This window comes from Pseudomonas sp. A6, assembly GCF_052367875.1.
Lineage (GTDB): Bacteria > Pseudomonadota > Gammaproteobacteria > Pseudomonadales > Pseudomonadaceae > Pseudomonas > Pseudomonas citronellolis.
The window spans coordinates 5,576,240-5,590,954 of the sequence record NZ_CP198970.1 but is presented as its reverse complement, the minus strand read 5'-3'; the positions used below and the strand labels follow the sequence as shown (position 1 = coordinate 5,590,954).

The 14,715-nt window shown below is 67.8% G+C and carries 12 protein-coding genes; 6 read left to right on the top strand and 6 right to left on the bottom strand.

The features are described 5' to 3' along the window. Positions 1–161: 161 nt before the first annotated feature. Positions 162–2,654, bottom strand: a complete 2,493-nt coding sequence (plsB, locus tag ACTWJ5_RS24545; protein WP_444436731.1) for a glycerol-3-phosphate 1-O-acyltransferase PlsB — start codon at positions 2,652–2,654, stop codon at positions 162–164. Positions 2,655–2,966: 312 nt separating this feature from the next. On the opposite strand from plsB, the gene ACTWJ5_RS24540 reads away from it, so the two are divergent. The 5 genes from ACTWJ5_RS24540 to ACTWJ5_RS24520 all read left to right on the top strand — a co-directional run bounded on the left by ACTWJ5_RS24540 (position 2,967) and on the right by ACTWJ5_RS24520 (position 8,050). Beyond that, positions 2,967–3,890 carry an ABC transporter ATP-binding protein gene (locus ACTWJ5_RS24540; RefSeq protein ID WP_074985271.1) on the top strand — a complete coding sequence of 308 codons (924 nt, stop codon included), beginning with the start codon at positions 2,967–2,969 and terminating at the stop codon, positions 3,888–3,890. Beyond that, entirely contained in the window at positions 3,887–4,621 is a 735-nt protein-coding gene (locus tag ACTWJ5_RS24535; protein ID WP_009616584.1) for an ABC transporter permease subunit, read from the top strand. Before ACTWJ5_RS24540 ends, ACTWJ5_RS24535 begins: the two co-directional genes overlap by 4 nt. A gap of 10 nt (positions 4,622–4,631) precedes the next feature. Beyond that, a complete protein-coding gene (locus tag ACTWJ5_RS24530) occupies positions 4,632–6,467 on the top strand; it encodes a GldG family protein (RefSeq protein WP_444436730.1) in 1,836 nt (611 codons plus the stop codon). A gap of 10 nt (positions 6,468–6,477) precedes the next feature. Further along, a complete protein-coding gene (locus ACTWJ5_RS24525; RefSeq protein ID WP_444436729.1) occupies positions 6,478–7,452 on the top strand; it encodes a DUF4340 domain-containing protein in 975 nt (324 codons plus the stop codon). 388 nt (positions 7,453–7,840) lie between these two features. Continuing rightward, a complete protein-coding gene (locus ACTWJ5_RS24520; protein ID WP_003082372.1) occupies positions 7,841–8,050 on the top strand; it encodes a cold-shock protein in 210 nt (69 codons plus the stop codon). 112 nt (positions 8,051–8,162) lie between these two features. Here the strand turns inward: ACTWJ5_RS24520 and ACTWJ5_RS24515 are convergent, their stop codons facing one another. The 5 genes from ACTWJ5_RS24515 to ACTWJ5_RS24495 all read right to left on the bottom strand — a co-directional run bounded on the left by ACTWJ5_RS24515 (position 8,163) and on the right by ACTWJ5_RS24495 (position 13,650). Continuing rightward, a complete protein-coding gene (locus ACTWJ5_RS24515) occupies positions 8,163–8,546 on the bottom strand; it encodes a hypothetical protein (protein WP_116423019.1) in 384 nt (127 codons plus the stop codon). An 11-nt stretch (positions 8,547–8,557) separates the two neighbouring features. Then, positions 8,558–9,367 carry a putative RNA methyltransferase gene (locus tag ACTWJ5_RS24510; protein ID WP_444436728.1) on the bottom strand — a complete coding sequence of 270 codons (810 nt, stop codon included), beginning with the start codon at positions 9,365–9,367 and terminating at the stop codon, positions 8,558–8,560. A 1-nt stretch (position 9,368) separates the two neighbouring features. Next, entirely contained in the window at positions 9,369–9,542 is a 174-nt protein-coding gene (locus ACTWJ5_RS24505; protein ID WP_167361010.1) for a hypothetical protein, read from the bottom strand. Then, positions 9,539–10,687: a succinyl-diaminopimelate desuccinylase gene (gene dapE, locus ACTWJ5_RS24500; protein ID WP_444436727.1), complete on the bottom strand. Its 1,149-nt coding sequence runs from the start codon at positions 10,685–10,687 to the stop codon at positions 9,539–9,541. The genes ACTWJ5_RS24505 and dapE overlap by 4 nt, the downstream gene beginning before the upstream one ends. 353 nt (positions 10,688–11,040) lie before the next feature. Then, positions 11,041–13,650, bottom strand: coding sequence for a glycosyltransferase (locus ACTWJ5_RS24495; protein ID WP_444436726.1), 2,610 nt, complete (start codon positions 13,648–13,650; stop codon positions 11,041–11,043). A 215-nt stretch (positions 13,651–13,865) separates the two neighbouring features. Between ACTWJ5_RS24495 and tcdA the strand changes: the two genes are divergently transcribed. Further along, positions 13,866–14,684 (top strand): tRNA cyclic N6-threonylcarbamoyladenosine(37) synthase TcdA, encoded by an 819-nt coding sequence (gene tcdA / locus ACTWJ5_RS24490; protein ID WP_444436725.1) that lies wholly within the window; start codon positions 13,866–13,868, stop codon positions 14,682–14,684. Positions 14,685–14,715 lie beyond the last annotated feature (31 nt).

Genomic DNA, 14,715 nt, shown 5'->3' with positions numbered 1-14,715 from the left:
GAAAGCGGGGAAATGTAAGAGCCGCGGCACCCTGAGTCAAGGCTCACAGCCCTTCTGTGACGGGGTTCAGGCTTTTGAGGTCATGGCGTATTGCCATGAGTGCGCGGGTTTTGACGGGGGCCGACCGCTTGTCGTCTGGCGGCCCCCGGGGGATTGGAAGATCAGGGGGCGGGGGCTGGGGTTTCTTCCTGGGACGGGCGTTCGAGCGCCACCTGCCGAATCGACAACCGGATCTCCGCCGGCAACACGCGCTTGGCCGCGCCTTCGACCACTTCGCCCAGTTTCTCGTGGTAGCTCAGCTTGCCTTCTTCATCCTTGCGCAGCACACGCTGGTCGAGCAGGGCCTGGATGAAGTTGCGGAACAGCGTCTTGTCGAAGAACTCCGGGGCGTTCAGGCCGTGGAGAATGGACAGGCGCTGGGCCATGACGGTGCACAGGTTCTCCAGCTCCTCGGCGCTGAGCTGGCGTTGCCCGGCGTTGAGCAGCAGGGCGATGGCCATGTAGAAGCGCTGCAGGGTCTGGGTGATGGCGCGGGCGAGCAGGGTCAGCAGCACGTATTCGCGCGAGCTGGGCGCCGGGCGCACGTAGGCGTCGCCGTCCTGTTTCAGCAGGTTCTGCTCCACCAGCGCGGCCAGCCACTGGTCGACCACGGCGTCGAGCTGGTCCAGGTCCCAGCGGATGAACAGTTCCTGTTGCAGGAAGGGGTAGAGCGCGCGGGTGTAGTTGAGCAACTGTTCGCGGCTGATCCGCGCGTTGCTCTGGAAGAAGCTGGCGATCAGCGCCGGCAGGGCGAATACGTGCAGGACGTTGTTGCGGTAGTAGGTCATGAGGACGGCGTTCTGCTCGTCCAGGTAGAGGATGCGGCCCAGGGCGTCCTTCTGTTCGGCGAGCAGGTTCATGCTCTTCACGTATTCGATCAGTGCCTTGCCGTCGCCGTCGGGCAGGGTGGCGCTGGGCGAGTAGGGCACCTTGCGCAGCAGCGCCAAGTACAGGTCCAGCACGCGTTCCAGGGCGCGTTCGTCCAGGGCCAGGCGGCTGGTGGAGAGCAGCGCCAGGGCCACCAGGTTGACCGGGTTGATCGCCGCAGCGTCGTTGAGGTGGCGGGCCACTTCGCGGGCCAGTTGGTTGGTGGCGTCCGGTAGCCAGGCCGGGCGGTATTCCGGGCCGAGTTCCTGCTTGCGCCAGCCGGGCTCGTGCTGTTCGAGGAAGCTGTCCAGGTGGATCGGCTCGCCGAAGTTCACCCACACCTGGCCGAAGCGCTGGCGCAGCGCGCCCACCACCTTGAACAGGTCGAAGATGGATTCCTTCTTCTTCGCCGCGCCGCGCAGCTCGCCCAGGTAGGTGCGGCCTTCCAGAACGCGTTCGTAGCCGATGTACACCGGCACGAAGACGATCGGCCGGCGCGAGTCGCGCAGGAAGCTGCGCAGGGTGATGGCGAGCATGCCGGTGCGCGGGTGGAGCATGCGCCCGGTGCGCGAGCGGCCGCCCTCGACGAAGTACTCGGTGGAGAAGCCGCGGCTGAACAGGGTGTGCAGGTATTCGTTGAATACCGCGGTGTACAGCTGGTTGCCCTTGAAGCTGCGGCGCATGAAGAAGGCCCCGCCGCGGCGCAGGATGGAGCCGACCACGGGCATGTTGAGGTTGATGCCGGCGGCGATGTGCGGCGGCGTCAGGCCGTTGCGGAACAGCAGGTAGGACAGCAGCAGGTAGTCTATGTGGCTGCGGTGGCAGGGTACGTAGACGATCTCGTGGCCCTGGGCGACGTCCTGCACGCGCTCGATGTGGTTGACCCGCACGCCTTCGTAGAGCTTGTTCCAGAACCAGGTGAGGGTGACTTCGAGGAAGCGGATCACCGGGTAGGACACGTCCGCGGCGATCTCGTTGGCGTAGCGCAGGGCCTGGGCCTCGGCCTTTTCCGTGGAGAGGTGCTGCGTCTCGACCTCTTCCTGGATGGCCTGGCGCACCAGGGGGGCGCGCAGCAGGCCCTTGACCAGGGTGCGGCGGTGCGAGAGGTCCGGGCCGATGACCGCGGTCTTCTGGTTGCGGAAGTGCACCCGCAGGATGCGCTGGACCATGCGCTGGGTGCGCTCCTGGCCCTTGCCCTGGTCGACCAGCTCGCGCAGGTGGATGGGCGCGGAGAACTGCACGCGCGTCTTGCGCCCGAGGATGAGGATACGCGCCAGCTTGCGCAGGCGCCCGGTCACCGCCCAGTTGTCGGCGAACAGCAGCTTCCAGGCGCTCTTCTCGCTGTCCGGCGACTGCCCCCAGAACACGCTGACCGGGACGATCTGCGCGTCGTCCACGCCGTTCTGGCCGATGGCCGCGAGCATGCGCACCAGCGCCGGCGGCGCGCCGCGCTTGTCCTGGCGGCCGAGCCAGTCGGGCTCCGGCGTCAGGTAGAAGAAGGCCGCCGGCTCGATGCTGCCGCCCACCGCCACGGGCATCACCGGGCGCGGCAGCCCGGCCTTGCGGCACTCCGTGTCGACTACCGCCAGGTCGCTCACCGAAGGCTGCTGCAGCACGTAGAGCACCGGTTTGCTGCGGTCGATCTTCAGGCTCAGGGACGACTGGTTGATGGTTTCCGAGCGCACCCAGAGGTAGAGCAGGCGGCGCAGGACGCCAAAGCCGAAGCGGCGGAACGGGTAACGGGGCATACGGGCTCGCAGGCAGTTGAACGGGGCTCGGTGGCGACCAAGCGGACGCTAGTGTGCCGCAACGCTACGGCAGGCAAAAGGGTGGGACGGCAGCCTGGAAGCATGCTATGACCTCCGCTCGGCCGCTTTCGGTGTAGGAACAGGACCGCATTCCTAAATAAATTTTCATGCACGGCGGTGTACTTTTTCGTCACAGTCTTCGCCTTGCACTGCCGTCCGTCGGTTCATATATTCCCGGCGGCATTTTGTGGGAGCTCGTCTGCCCCGTGTGTTCCGAGTTCGCGGCGGGCTCTTGGCGCAACGGTGAGAGATATGATCGAAATAAGCAGACTCACGAAGCGATTCGCGCAGCACACCGCGGTGGACGACCTGTCGTTCAGTGTGCAACCGGGGGAAGTCCTGGGCTTTCTCGGCCCCAACGGCGCCGGCAAGTCCACCACCATGAAGATGCTCACCGGGTTCCTCGCGCCCACCTCGGGCACCGCGAGCATCCATGGCTTCGACATCCAGACGCAGACCCTCCAGGCCCAGCGCCTGATCGGCTACCTGCCCGAGGGCGCGCCCTGCTATGGCGACATGCGCGTGCGTGGCTTCCTCGAGTTCATCGCCGAGGTGCGCGGCTACCGCGGCGCGCAGAAGCGCGAGCGGGTGGCGCGGGTGGTCGAGCAGCTGGAACTGGAGAGTGTCCGCGAGCAGTCCATCGAGACCCTCTCCAAGGGCTTCAAGCGCCGCGTCGGCGTGGCCCAGGCGATCCTCCACGACCCGCGGGTGCTGATCCTCGACGAGCCCACCGACGGCCTGGACCCGAACCAGAAGCACCAGGTCCGCGAGCTGATCCGCGGCCTGGCCCGCGACCGTATCGTCATCATCTCCACCCACATCCTCGAAGAGGTCACCGCTGTCTGCACCCGCGCGGTAGTGATCGCCAACGGCCGCCTGCTGGCCGACGGCACGCCCTTCGAGCTGGAAAGCCGCTCGCGCTACCACCAGGCGGTGACCCTGGTCGCCGACGGCGAACTGGACCGCGCCGCCCTGGCCGCGTTGCCGGGCGTGGCGGCCTTGGAGGAAAACCCGCTGGAGCACAGCCTGACGCTGCTGGCCAGGCCCGGCGAGGTGATCTTCCCGCAGGTGAATGCGCTGATCGCCGAGCGCGGCTGGCGCATCCGCGAGCTGGACGTGGAGCGCGGCCGCCTCGACGAGGTGTTCCGCAGCCTGACCAGGGGGGAGGCGGCATGAAGCAGTTGCCGGTGGTCTTCAAGCGCGAGCTGGCGAGCTACTTCGCCACCCCGCTGGCCTACGTGTTCATCGTCATCTTCCTGGTGCTGTCCGGGGTCTTCACCTTCTACCTGGGTAATTTCTACGAGCGTAACCAGGCGGACCTGACGGCCTTCTTCAACTTCCACCCCTGGCTCTACCTGTTCCTCATCCCGGCGCTGGCCATGCGCCTGTGGGCCGAGGAGCGCAAGTCCGGCTCCATCGAGCTGTTGATGACCCTGCCGATCACCCGCTTCGAAGCGGTCACCGGCAAGTTCCTCGCCGCCTGGGTGTTCGCCGGCATCGCGCTGCTGCTGACCTTCCCCATGGTGCTCACGGTCAACTACCTGGGCGAGCCGGACAACGGCGCCATCCTCGCCGGCTACCTCGGCAGCTGGCTGCTGGCCGGTGGCTACCTGGCCATCGGCTCGTGCATGTCGGCGCTGGCGAAGAACCAGGTGATCGCCTTCATCCTCGCCGTGGTGATGTGCTTCGTGTTCATCGTCAGCGGCTTCCCGCTGGTGCTCGATGCCTTCAACGCCTGGGCCCCGCAGTGGCTGCTGGACGCGGTGGCCTCGATGAGCTTCCTGACGCGCTTCGATGCGATCAGCAAGGGCGTCATCGACCTGCGCGACCTGCTGTTCTTCGCCAGCCTGATCGTCGCCTGGCTCGCCGCCACGGCGGTGGTGGTCGACCTGAAGAAAGCCGATTGAGGAAGCCCGCATGAAGAAACTGATGTATTCCGCCGCCGGGCTGCTGGTCATCGCCTTGCTGTTCCTGGCTTTCAACCTGGTTTCCGGGCTGGCCTTCACCGGCGCGCGCCTGGACCTGACGCAGCAGAAGCTCTACACCATCTCCGATGGCACCAGGAGGGTGCTGGGCTCCATCGGCGAGCCGATCAACCTGTACTTCTTCTTCTCCGACAAGGGCAGCAAGGACCTGGTCCCGCTGCGCAACTACGCCAAGCGCGTGGAGGAACTGCTCAAGGCCTACGAGCGCGAGGCCGACGGCAAGATCCGCCTGCACGTCATCGACCCGCAGCCGTTCTCCGAGGAGGAGGACAAGGCCGCCGAGTTCGGCCTGCAGGCGGTGCCGCTGAACCAGGGCGGCGACACCCTGTACTTCGGCCTGGCCGGCACCGATGCCCTGGACAACATCCAGGTGATCCCGTTCTTCCAGCCGGACCACGAGGAATTCCTGGAGTACGACCTCAGCCGCCTGGTCAACGCCCTGGCGCACCCCAAGCGGCCGGTGGTGGGCGTGCTCAGCACCCTGCAGATGACCGGTGGCTTCGACATGCAGACGCAGCAGCCCAGCTCGCCCTGGATGCTGCTCGACGAGGTGCGCCAGCAGTTCGACCTGAAGAGCCTCAAGCCCGACGTCGACGCCATCCCGGACGACGTCAGCGTGCTGCTGCTGGTGCATCCCAAGCACCTGCCGCAGCAGACGCTCTACGCCATCGACCAGTTCGTGCTGCGCGGCGGCAAGCTGCTGGCCTTCGTCGATCCCTTCAGCGAGGCCGACAAGTCCTCGCCCATGGCCGCGCTGGATGGCCCCGGCGACCAGGCCTCCGACCTCGAGCCGCTGTTCAGGGCCTGGGGCGTGCAATTGTTGCCTGGCAAGGTGCTCGGCGACGCCAGCTACGCCATGTCGGTGAGCATGGGCCAGGGCCAGCGCGCGGCGCATCACCCGGCCTGGCTGAACCTCGACGCCAAGGCGCTGGACGCCAACGACGTGGCCACCGCCGGGCTGGAGAACCTGACCCTGGCCACCGCCGGCATCCTCGAACCGCTCAAGGACGCGAAGACCCGCTTCACCCCGCTGATCCAGAGCTCGGCGCAGGCCATGCCCTTCGACGCCCGGCGCTTCGCCACCCTGCGCGACCCCGACGAGCTGATGGCCCAGCTCAAGCCCACCGGCCAGCGCTACGTCATGGCCGCGCGCATCCAGGGCCCGGCGCAGAGCGCCTTCCCCAATGGCATCGAAGGCCGCAAGGATGGCCTGAAGAGCGCCGACAGCATCAACGTCATCGCCGTGGCCGACACCGATCTGCTCACCGACCGCATGTGGGTGCAGGTGCAGGACTTCTTCGGCCAGCGAGTGCCGCAGCCCTGGGCCGACAACGCCAGCTTCGTGATCAACGCGCTGGACAACCTGGCCGGCTCCGACGCGCTGATCAGCGTGCGCTCGCGCGGCCGCTTCAGCCGCCCGTTCACCGTGGTGGACGAGCTGCAGCGCCAGGCCGAGACGCGCTTCCGCGAGAAGGCCGACGCGCTCAAGCAGCGCCTGGCCGACACCGAGCAGAAGCTCGCCGCGCTGCAGAACCCCGACCCGGGCAAGGCCCTGGAGCTGACGCCGGAGCAGCAGAGCGCGATGCAGCAGTTCATCCAGGAGCGCGTGCGCATCCGCAAGGAACTGCGCGACGTGCAATTCCAGCTCAACGCGGATATCGAGTCCCTCGGCCGCACCCTGAAGATCGTCAACATCGCCGCCGTGCCGCTGCTGCTGACCCTGGGCGTGCTCGCCCTGTGGTGGTGGCGCCGCCGGCGCCAGGCCTGAGGAGGCGGCCATGCAACGCAAGAGTCTGATCCTGCTGGTGGCCTTGGTGGTGGCGCTCGGCGGCCTCTTCGCCTGGCTGCAGCGCGAGCCGGCCCGCATGGCGCCGCCGGCGGAGGTGCGCTATTTCCCGGGCCTGGATGTGCAGCAGGTGAGCGCGGTGACGGTGCGCCGCCCCGGCCAGCCGGACATCCGCGTGGCGCGCCAGGACGGGCGCTGGGTGATGCCGGCCAAGGCCGGCTACCCGGCGGCCGGGCGCCTGGTAGGCGACCTGCTGCACAACCTGGCGCAGGCGCGCAAGGTCGAGGCCAAGACCCGCGAGCCGGGCAACTTCGCCCAGCTCGGCGTCGCCGACCAGGGCGAGGGCGCCGGCGTGCGCCTGAGCCTGGAGCGCAGCGGCGGAGCGCCGCTGGAGCTGCTGGTGGGCAAGGCCGCGCAGCAGGGCGGGCGCCTGGTGCGCCAGCCCGGCGACGAGCAGGTCTGGCTGATCGACAAGGACCTGCGCCTGCCGCCCGACGAGCTGGACTGGCTGGACCGGCGCATCACCAGCATCCCCTTCGAGAAGGTCGCCGAGGTGTCGGTGAGCTACCCCGGCGGGGAAACCCTGACGGTGTTCCGCGACAAGGCCGGCGAGCCCAACCTGCGGGTACGCCAGTTGCCCAGGGACGCCAAGCTGGCCTACGAGTCCATCGCCAATGGCATGGCCACGCCCTTCGGCGCCCTGACCTTCAGCGAGACCGCGCCGCTGGACCAGGTGCAGTTCAAGGGGCCGGCGCGGCTGGACCTGGCGCTCAAGACCCTCGATGGCGCCAGCCTGAGCGGGCGCGTGCTGGAGCAGGGCGGGCAGAACTGGCTGCTGCTGGAGCGCATCGACGGCTTCGCCGACGGGCAGATCCAGGCACGCAAGGGCTGGGCCTACCGCATCGAAGCCAACCAGTACGAGGCGCTGGCCCGGCACCTGGCGGATTTCACCGCGAAGAAACCTTGAGGTATTTCAAAGGCCGACCGGGCGAAGTTCCGCTCGGCAACTTTCGCCACGCGTGTGCGGAAATGTGCGTTGCAGCACGCCGGCAATGACAAAACTTACAACTCCGTTACACCGTCAAAGTGCACCAGGATGGCCCTGGAAGCCCCGTAAAATGGCACTTTGGCCGCATTGACCACGGTGCTGGCACTGAGGCGAAAAAGTGCTTTCCAGCTGTAACTTTTGATTTATATACTCGGGAGCGCGGTCGTCATTGGGGCGTTATTCGAATTGTCCATCCAGCGGCGAAGGTCCTGGACGGTCAACGCGGACAACCTTCCGCCTGTCGAGCCGTTGCAGTCCTCATTCCCGGGGGCCACCCAAAAATAATAGCGAGTTGGAGAGTGTGGTAATGGCTGATCGTGAGGTCGGAACCGTCAAGTGGTTCAATGACGCCAAGGGTTATGGATTCATTCAACGCGACAGCGGTCCGGACGTTTTCGTCCACTACCGCGCCATTCGTGGCGAAGGTCACCGCTCCCTGGTCGAAGGCCAGAAAGTGGAGTTCTCGGTGATCCAGGGTCAGAAAGGCCTGCAGGCGGAAGACGTCTCCAAGGTCTGAGCCCCCGAAGACAAAGGCCCGTCGCGAGACGGGCCTTCGTTTTCCAGCCGGCGCCTGGCGCCCGGCTCTTCAGCAACGACGCCGCGCATCGCGCCAGCGTCGTTTTCGTGCTTCAGCCGGTTCGCCAGGTGATCTCGGCGACGCCCTCGGCGGTCACCTTCAGCCAGCGGTCGGCGTCTTCCTCGCCCTGTTCTTCGCTCCAGCTGCCCGGTGCGCAGCGCACCTCCACGCCCAGCGCGGCGTTGGCCGCCCTGGCGCAGGCCAGGTCGTCGTCCCAGGGCGTGGCGTCGCTGTCGATGAACAGGCTGTGCCACTTGCCCACCGCCTGCGGCAGCCAGGTCAGCGGGATCATCCCGTTCGGGCTGTCGGCCAGGCACTTGAAGGTCTCGCCCTGGCGCCGCCATTCGCTGCAGGGGCCCAGCGCCTCGGCCAGCCAGGCGCCGACGGCGGCCTGGTCGGCGTCCTTCAGGTAGATCTCGATATCCGGTTGGCGCATGGGCGTCCTCGTCAGGGGGTTTGGCGTTCCAGCCAATCGTAGCGCACCGCCACCGTGACCTCGAAGGGCTCGGCGAGGATGCGCTCGCGGCGCTGCGGGTTGACCCGCCAGCCGTGGGGCGTCATCGCCAGCAGCGTTTCGCGGGCTTCGCGACTGTCCAGGGCCAGGTGGAAATTCAGGCTTTCCGTATGGGCCAGGGCCAGGCTCGGCGGCAGGTCGGCCAGGTGCTTGTCGTCGACGTACTCGCGCACCTCGTCGTACAGGCGCTGGCGCAGTTCCAGCAGGTGGTCGCGGCCCGGGCCCAGGCGCAGCACGCCGCCGCCGGGGGCCAGTAGGCGCGCGGCCTCGTTCCAGTCGATGGGGCTGAAGACGCTGGCCAGCAACTGGCAGCTGGCGTCGGCCAGTGGCACCCGGGCCATGCTGGCGACCATCCAGGTCAGCTGCGGGGCGCGGCGGCAGGCGGCTTTCACCGCCTCGCGGGAGATGTCCAGGGCGTAGCCGTCGCTATCGGGCAGGGCCTCGGCGAGCTGGGCAGTGTAGTAGCCCTCGCCGCAGCCGATGTCGAGCCAGCGCGCCGGCGCGCGTTCGGCGGCCAGCTCCGCCAGGCGCCGGGCCAGCGGGGCGTAGTGGCCGGCGCCGAGGAACTGGCGGCGGGCCTCGACCATGGCGGCGTTGTCGCCCGGGTCGCGGCTTTTCTTGTGCTGTACCGGCAGCAGGTTCAGGTAGCCCTGGCGCGCGCGGTCGAAACTGTGCCCGGCGGGGCACTTCACGCTGTTGTCGAGGTGTTCCAGCGGCGCCTGGCAGATCGGGCAGGTGAGCATCTCAGTCCTTGCGCTCCGTGCGCAGCGGGCTCAGCACGGTGAGCAGCGGCAGGCTGCGCTGGCGCAGGTTGAGCTGGTAGCTGCGCAGGGCGTAGCGCCGCTCGGCGGCCGGGGCCGGCGGTGGGATGTCGGGTTGGGTGGCGGCCAGGCAGAAGCCTTTCTTCACGTCTTTCATGCCAGCAGCCGCACCAGGGTCTGGTAGTAGATTTCGCTCAGCAGGTCGAGGTCGCTGGCCAGCACCCGCTCGTTGACCTGGTGGATGGTGGCGTTGACCGGGCCCAGTTCGACCACCTGGGTGCCCAGGGTGGCGATGAAGCGCCCGTCCGAGGTGCCGCCGGAGGTCGAGGGGGTGGTCTGCCGGCCGGTGACCGCCTGGATGCTGGCGGCCACGGCGTCGAGCAGTTCGCCCGGCTCGGTGAGGAACGGCAGGCCGGACAGCGCCCAGTCGATGTGCCAGTCCAGGCCGTGCTTGTCGAGGATGGTGGCGACGCGCTGCTGCAGCCCCTCCGGGGTGGATTCGGTGGAGAAACGGAAGTTGAACACCACCACCAGCTCGCCGGGGATGACGTTGGTGGCGCCGGTGCCGCCGTTGATGTTGGAGATCTGGAAGCTGGTCGGCGGGAAGAAGGCGTTGCCGTCGTCCCAGTGCTCGGCGGCCAGCTCGGCCAGGGCCGGGGCGGCCAGGTGGATGGGGTTCTTCGCCAGGTGCGGGTAGGCCACGTGGCCCTGCACGCCGCGCACCTTGAGGGTGGCGCCGAGGGAGCCGCGGCGGCCGTTCTTGACCACGTCGCCGACCAGGGTGGTGCTCGACGGCTCGCCGACGATGCACCAGTCCAGGCGCTCGTTGCGCGCGCGCAGGTGCTCGACCACGGCCTTGGTGCCGTGCTGCGCCGGGCCTTCCTCGTCGCTGGTGATCAGGTAGGCGATGCTGCCGCGGTGGTCCGGGTGCTCGACGACGAAGCGCTCGGTGGCGATGATCATGGCCGCTAGGCTGCCCTTCATATCCGCCGCGCCGCGCCCGCAGAGCATGCCGTCGGCGTCGATCAGGGCGTCGAACGGCTGGTGCTGCCAGGCCTGCGCGGGGCCGGTGGGGACCACGTCAGTATGGCCGGCGAAGCACAGCACCGGGCCTTCGCCGCCGTCACGGCCGGCACGGCGGGCCCAGAAGTTGTCCACTTCTTCGATGCGCATCGGCTCCAGGTCGAAGCCGCAGGCGGCCAGGCGCTGCATCATCAGCTGCTGGCAGTCGGCATCGACGGGGGTGACGGAGGGCCGGCGGATCAGCTCGCAGGCGAGGGCCAGGGTCGGCGACAGGGACATGGGCAAGGCATCCAGGGTGAAACGGAAAAGGCGCACATCTTAAAGCAAAAGCGCGGGGACAGCGCGTCGTCTGGTCGCAGCGGTTTCCCTGGCAGGATGCGCGTAGGGGCGAAGAGTCCGTTCGCGAGCAAGCTCGCTCCTACGATGCCTCCGACTCTGGGCCCACCTGTAGGAGCGGGCCCTGCCCGCGATTTCGCGCGCAGGGCGCGCTCCTACAAGGAGCAGGGTGCGGGGGATGGCGTATGAGCGAGCATGGCTTTTCGTAGGATGGTGTTGAGCGAAGCGATACCCATCGCCATGACCGCATGGGTATCGCCAAGGCTCAACCCATCCTACGAAAAGCGCCTGGCCGTTCAGCCCACCTGCTCGGAACCGCTCGGCGCCTCTTCCTCGCGCGGGCGCGGCAGCGAGGAGAGCAGGGCCATGATCAGCGCCGCCAGGTACGGCAGCGACTGCACCAGCAGCATCACCACCCAGAACATCAGGTCCGGGCTGGGCACGCCCTGCACCAGCACGATGCCCAGGGCGGCGCCCCACAGCAGGAGCATGATGAAGACTTCCTCGCGGGCCTCCGCCAGGACCACCAGCAGGCCGTGGCTGGAGCGCATCTTCGGCGTGCGGAAGAACGGGATGGAGCGGGTGACGAAGCCGTACAGCACCGCCTTGGCGATGGTGTGCGACAGCGACAGCCCGGCCAGCGCGGCGAACAGCGCGTCGCGCAGGTTCACGCCCACGGTGCGGCGGTAGAGGAAGAGGATCTTGCCGACCTTGAAGGCGAACAGCGTCAGCGGCAGGATCGCGAAGATCAGCAGCGGCGGGTCGACGCGCTTGGGCACGATGATCATCGCCGCCGACCAGAGCAGCGCGCCGAGGGTGAAGAAGATGTTCATGCCGTCGGCGATCCACGGCAGCCAGCCGGCGACGAAGTGGTAGCGCTGGCCACCGGTCAGCTTGCTGCCATCCGGGCCGCGGCCGCGCAGCAAGGCGTCGGTGTGGCGCTTCATGATCTGGATGGCGCCGTAGGCCCAGCGGAAGCGCTGCTTCTTGAAGTCGATGAAGGTGTCGGGCATCAGGCCCTTGCCGTAGCTGCGCTCGAAGTAGGCCGCCGAGAGGCCACGCTCGAACACCCGCAGGCCCAGCTCGGCGTCTTCGGTGATGCACCATTCGGCCCACTTCAGCTCGTCCAGCACCTGGCGCCGGACCATGGTCATGGTGCCGTGCTCGATGATCGCGTCGCGGTCGTTGCGGGTGACCATGCCGATGTGGAAGAAGCCCTTGTACTCGGCGTAGCACAGGCGCTTGAAGGCGCTCTCGTGCTGGTCGCGGTAGTCCTGCGGCGACTGCACCACGGCGATCTGCGCGTCGGCGAAGTGCGGCACCATGTGCTTGAGCCAGTCCGGTTCGACGCAGTAGTCGGAGTCGATCACCGCGATCACCTCGGCGTCGGGCGCGACGAACTGCAGCGCGTAGTTCAGCGCGCCGCCCTTGAAGCCGGCCAGGGGCGCCACGTGGAAGAAGCGGAAGCGCGGGCCGAGCAGTTCGCAGTGGGCTTGCACCGGCTCCCACACGGCCGGGTCCTTGGTGTTGTTGTCGATCACCAGGACCTCGAAGTCCGGGTAGTCGAGCCTGGCCAGGGCGTTCAGCGTCTCCTTGAGCATCTCCGGCGGCTCGTTGTAGCAGGGCACGTGGATGGAGACCTTGGGCCGGTAGGCGTCGGCCGCGGTGACCGGCAGGAACAGGCGGCGGCGCTTGCGCGTCCACACGGCCTCGGCCAGCTCGTGGGCCTCGGTGAACAGCACTATCACCACGCCCAGCGCGCCTATGCCCAGCAATACGCCGACGGTGATGCTGAACCAGGTGCTGTACTGCTGGCTGTAGTCGTAGCCGATCCACACCAGGATGGACGCGCAGACGAACGAGACCACGGCGAGGAAGGTCCGCCCGCGCTGGCGCAGGGCGCTGCTGTCGATCAGCAGCAGGGTGAAGGTGAGCAGCGCGAGCACCACCGAGGCGATGGCCAGCACGCGCCACTTGGGAATGGCCACCACCGGGCCCTGGAAGTTGAACTTGGGCTGGCGCGCGGCGTTGAACACGCCCCAGTAGGCGCCCACCGAGCCTTCGTCGGTGTATTTCCACGGCTGGTCGAAGGCCTCGACCACGAAGTAGTTGTAGCCCTTCTTGTTCAGCGCGTTGGTCAGTTCGCGCAGGTAGATGGCCTGGTCTGCCTGGGTGGCGGTGGCGCCGCCGCGCATGCGGCCGTTGCTGGGCCAGCCGACCTCGGCCAGCAGCAGCGGCTTTTTCGGAAACTTCAGGCGCAGGTCGCGGGCGCGGTCCAGGACGAACTGCACCGAATCCTGCATGGGCACGAATTCCCAGTAGGGCAGCACGTGGGCGGCGATCAGGTCGACGTGCTGGGCCAGTTCCGGGTACTTCTCATAGATGTGCCACTGCTCGGCGGTGGTCACCGGCACCTTCACCGCGGCGCGGACGCGGTCGAGGTAGCCGATCAACTGGTCCTTGGTGACTTCGCGGCGGAACAGCGCCTCGTTGCCGACTATCACCCGCACCACGCTGCGCGAGCGGTTGGCGATCTCGATGCCGCGGGCGATCTCCGCCTCGTTCTCGGCCTCGTCGGCGCTGATCCAGATGCCCAGGCTGACGCGCATCCCGTACTCCTCGGCGAGGAAGGGGATGTCGGAAAGGCTGCCCTTGGTCGAGTAGGTGCGGATGTTCTCGGTCATCCGCGAGACCAGTTCCAGATCCGAGCGGATCTGCTCGTCGCTGGGGAAGCGGCCGCTCTGCGGGCTCTGGTCCAGGCGGAAGGGCGAGAAGGAGAAGCCGGAGATGCTTTCCGGCCAGTCCGGCGCGCTCACCGGGCGGTTGTACAGGGCCCAGACGCCGGTGAGCAGGGCGGCCAGGGCGACCAGCACGACCAGATTGAGGCCGAATTTGCGTGATGGCATGGAGCGATCGGGTTCCTGTCGGTGTTTCGGGGCCGGGAACGGGTCGGCGCGCATCCTACCCCGCACCCCCCTGGGTGTATAGCTCCCGTCCGGCGCTCCGGGGCCGGCGTAGAATGTCCCGGGTAGCCGGCGCCGGCCTTGCCGGGCGTCAATTCGGCCGGCCCCGGCGGCCACCTTCCTATAGAATGCCGGGCGTTTTTTGCGGAGACACTGTGATGGTAGTGGACGATCAGCGTTTCGGTGGCATCGCCCGCCTGTACGGCACCCAGGGCCTGGAGCGCCTGGCCGCGGCCCACGTGGCGGTGGTCGGCATCGGCGGCGTCGGCTCCTGGGTGGCCGAGGCGCTGGCGCGCAGTGGCGTCGGCGAGATTTCCCTGTTCGACCTGGACGACGTCTGCGTGACCAACACCAACCGCCAGGTCCACGCCCTGGAAGGCGCCGTGGGCAAGCCCAAGGTGGAGGTGATGGCCGAGCGCATCCGCTCCATCAACCCGGCGTGCAAGGTCCACGCGGTGGCGGACTTCGTCACCCGCGAGAGCATGGCCGACTGCATCACCACCGACATGGACTTCGTCATCGACTGCATCGACAGCGTGCCGGCCAAGGCGGCGCTGATCGCCTGGTGCAAGCGGCGCAAGATCCAGATCGTCACCACCGGCGGCGCCGGCGGCCAGGTCGACCCGACGCAGATCCAGGTGGCCGACCTGAACAAGACCTTCAACGACCCGCTGGCGGCCAAGGTGCGCTCGCTGCTGCGCCGCGACTACAACTTCTCGCGCACGCCGGGGCGGCATTACAGCGTGCCCTGCGTGTTTTCCACCGAGCAGCTGCGCTACCCCAAGCCGGATGGCAGCGTGTGCCAGGCCAAGGGCTTCGTCGGGGAAGGGGTGAAGCTGGACTGCGCGGGTGGTTTCGGGGCGGTGATGATGGTTACGGCCACCTTTGGCATGGCTGCGGCGGCCAGGGCTGTGGATAAGTTGGTGGCGGGGGCGCGGCGGCCTTCGGAGCGTAGCGCGGCTGGAAATCCCTCTTAACGCGAACGGTGCTCACCTGTTATCGAGGTGT

What these genes read in the sequence shown, in the direction of transcription:
- plsB (WP_444436731.1), bottom strand. Translation starts at nt 2,654, where the DNA reads ATGCCCCGTTACCCGTTCCGCCGCTTCGGCTTTGGCGTCCTGCGCCGC.
- ACTWJ5_RS24540 (WP_074985271.1), top strand. Translation starts at nt 2,967, where the DNA reads ATGATCGAAATAAGCAGACTCACGAAGCGATTCGCGCAGCACACCGCG.
- ACTWJ5_RS24535 (WP_009616584.1), top strand. Translation starts at nt 3,887, where the DNA reads ATGAAGCAGTTGCCGGTGGTCTTCAAGCGCGAGCTGGCGAGCTACTTC.
- ACTWJ5_RS24530 (WP_444436730.1), top strand. Translation starts at nt 4,632, where the DNA reads ATGAAGAAACTGATGTATTCCGCCGCCGGGCTGCTGGTCATCGCCTTG.
- ACTWJ5_RS24525 (WP_444436729.1), top strand. Translation starts at nt 6,478, where the DNA reads ATGCAACGCAAGAGTCTGATCCTGCTGGTGGCCTTGGTGGTGGCGCTC.
- ACTWJ5_RS24520 (WP_003082372.1), top strand. Translation starts at nt 7,841, where the DNA reads ATGGCTGATCGTGAGGTCGGAACCGTCAAGTGGTTCAATGACGCCAAG.
- ACTWJ5_RS24515 (WP_116423019.1), bottom strand. Translation starts at nt 8,546, where the DNA reads ATGCGCCAACCGGATATCGAGATCTACCTGAAGGACGCCGACCAGGCC.
- ACTWJ5_RS24510 (WP_444436728.1), bottom strand. Translation starts at nt 9,367, where the DNA reads ATGCTCACCTGCCCGATCTGCCAGGCGCCGCTGGAACACCTCGACAAC.
- ACTWJ5_RS24505 (WP_167361010.1), bottom strand. Translation starts at nt 9,542, where the DNA reads ATGAAAGACGTGAAGAAAGGCTTCTGCCTGGCCGCCACCCAACCCGAC.
- dapE (WP_444436727.1), bottom strand. Translation starts at nt 10,687, where the DNA reads ATGTCCCTGTCGCCGACCCTGGCCCTCGCCTGCGAGCTGATCCGCCGG.
- ACTWJ5_RS24495 (WP_444436726.1), bottom strand. Translation starts at nt 13,650, where the DNA reads ATGCCATCACGCAAATTCGGCCTCAATCTGGTCGTGCTGGTCGCCCTG.
- tcdA (WP_444436725.1), top strand. Translation starts at nt 13,866, where the DNA reads ATGGTAGTGGACGATCAGCGTTTCGGTGGCATCGCCCGCCTGTACGGC.